General features: G+C 33.4%; 3 protein-coding genes. 2 read left to right on the forward strand and 1 reads right to left on the reverse strand.

Features of this window, described 5'->3' with window-relative positions; genetic code table 11:
* Positions 1–474: GNAT family N-acetyltransferase (locus AC1DTM_RS22270; RefSeq protein ID WP_477000898.1), on the forward strand; the 474-nt coding region annotated here is incomplete at its 5' end.
* Positions 475–611: 137 nt separating this feature from the next.
* Here AC1DTM_RS22270 and alr read toward each other — a convergent pair.
* A complete protein-coding gene (alr, locus tag AC1DTM_RS22275) occupies positions 612–1,805 on the reverse strand; it encodes an alanine racemase (protein WP_016104637.1) in 1,194 nt (397 codons plus the stop codon).
* A 171-nt stretch (positions 1,806–1,976) separates the two neighbouring features.
* On the opposite strand from alr, the gene AC1DTM_RS22280 reads away from it, so the two are divergent.
* On the forward strand, positions 1,977–2,438 hold the full coding sequence (locus tag AC1DTM_RS22280; RefSeq protein WP_016104636.1) for a DinB family protein: 462 nt from the start codon (positions 1,977–1,979) through the stop codon (positions 2,436–2,438).
* The last annotated feature ends 191 nt before the right edge of the window (positions 2,439–2,629 follow it).

Below are 2,629 nucleotides of genomic sequence, written 5' to 3' on the forward strand. Positions count from 1 at the left end.
TATTTATATAGTGAGTACGGTATGGAGTTCAAAATAAACGAAGCACAAAAAACAATGAAAAATCATATTAACCTTACCGTTGCATCTTCTGAATTACTTCCTGACCTTATAGAAATCGCTAGTAAAGCTTTTGGAGATTCGGCAGCAAATACATCCACATGGTTACAAAAAATGATGAAGTCACCTTCTCATCAAGTTTACATTGCTTTTATTAATGAAAAAGCAATCGGAACGATTACCGTTACTGAGCAAGAGCAGTCTATTACACTATCAGGATTCGCAGTTCATCCTTCTTATCAAGGTAAAGGATATGGTAAAGATATTCTTAGTTATATGGTACATACACTTATTACCGAAGGAGTTTCCACAATTGAATTAGACGTCGAAACGAAAAATAACAATGCCTTAAAACTTTATACACAGTGTGGATTTGAAATCATGACGAAGTATGATTATTATGGATTATTGGAATAGGAGTGACTTTTCTATCGAGGAAGCATGTTATTTTAGAGACGAAATTATTGCCTCTTTAAAATCTGTAGGATTTAACAATATACAACTACACGGTGCAAATAGAACATTTTTCATTTGCCAAAAGCAAAAAAGCTGAATCATAACGATTCAGCTTTTTTATTTTTTCTTAATATATTTACAACCGCAGTCGTTTCATCATTTTCTTTATAGACACGTGGAATTCTTCTGTCCAACATACATGTAACTTCATAGTTAATTGTACCTAGCATATCTGCTATTTCTTCCACCGCAATCTCTTCTTCACCTTGTTTGCCGTAGAATACAACTTCGTCTCCTACTTGTACTGGCATTGCATTTGTAACATCTAGCATAAGCTGATCCATACAAACACGACCAATAACAGGTACTCTAACTCCATTAATTAATGCATGCCCTTTATTAGATAACTGACGATTATAACCATCAGCATAACCAATTGGTACAGTTGCAATCCATTCTTCACCCGTTGTTACATACGTATTCCCATAGCTAACACCACGATTTTTCTTCGCATGTTTAACATGAGCTACTTTTGATTTTAAAGACAACGCTGGCTGTAAGGAAGCAACTGTATGATCCACTTCTCTTGAAGGATACATACCGTAGATTCCAATACCGACACGAACCATATTTTGAAATGTGTTACTAAGTTCCATTGATCCTGCACTGTTTGAACTGTGAATATATGGAAAACGAATTCCTAATTCTTCCGCTGTATTTACAGCTTTCTCAAACAAACTTGTTTGCATATTTGTATAAGTTTTATCTATTTCATCAGCGGTAGAGTAATGTGTAAACATCCCTACTACTTCTACATATCGCATACGTTTTAACTCTTCAAAAAACGGTTTAACTTCTTCTTCCTGTAAACCAATACGGCTCATTCCTGTATCAATTTTCACATGAATTCGCACTTTCTTTTGAAGATGGTTTGCAACTTCATCTATACCTTGTAAATCTTCTACTCTATAAACAGTCATCATAACGTCATATTGAATTACATCTTCTACAGCTGCTACTGGTGTATATCCTAAAATTAAAATAGGTACAGTGATTCCAGCTTCTCTTAATTCAATTGCTTCGTCTACAAATGCAACTGCAAGTTGGTTTATTCCTGCTTCAATAGCCGATTTCGCAACTTCAACTGCCCCATGACCATATCCATTCGCTTTTACAGCAGCCATCATCGCAATATTTTCATCGTTTACATGTTTTTTAAATTCTTTTACATTATGTTTTACAGCATTTAAGTCAACTTCAACAATTGTATCTCTTCCATATTTCAAGCTCATTGGTCTAACTCCTAACTCAATAATTACATTCCATTCTATTTCATGTTTCATATGACCTTTTACAATATAATACTTTTCACTATGCTAGTCAAACTACTAGAATTTTCGGAATTTTGAGTATGATATAATACCCTTAAGAAATTATTATATACGGAGGCGAGAATAATTACAATGTTTGTTCCATCTGCATTGAATCAAGTTAAAATTGCTATCGATACTTCCATTCAAATACTGAACCAATATACTGAAAGTGATTTGAAAATACAACCGATTGAATCAAAGCGGTCATTATTTGAAATGTGTACACATCTTTCCCTTATTTGCCATGCTGATTTACTCATATTAAATGGCATTACAGAAAAAGAATTACATACCTTTTATATAGAACAAACACCAGAAACAATTACTCAAATGCAACAAACGATGATACAAGGGTACGATTTACTTTCTAAAACTTTTTTATCCTATTCCAATGAAGAATTAGCAGAAATTATGACTGCTTATTGGGGTATTTCTTACTCTCGATTCGAATGGTTACTTGAAATCGTTGCACACTTTTATCATCATCGCGGGCAAATTCATATTTTATTAGTTGAGCATATTAAAGATCCTTGCATTCCCTTATTTGAATAGCTTTTCCACCCATTCATTATTCTACATACATTCCTAATTTTTCGTTAATATGAAATCACCACTTTCTTTCTATATAAATGTAACTTAAAAATTTTGCATAAAAACGGTCACCCCCTGACAAAGTTAACATATAGAGAGAAAGCGAATGCCTGCTCACTTTATATAAACCATTTTCATGCCTTCTCAAACAT

This window comes from Bacillus sp. P4_D3, from assembly GCF_056401855.1.

What these genes read in the sequence shown, in the direction of transcription:
- alr (WP_016104637.1), bottom strand. Translation starts at nt 1,805, where the DNA reads ATGAGCTTGAAATATGGAAGAGATACAATTGTTGAAGTTGACTTAAAT.
- AC1DTM_RS22280 (WP_016104636.1), top strand. Translation starts at nt 1,977, where the DNA reads ATGTTTGTTCCATCTGCATTGAATCAAGTTAAAATTGCTATCGATACT.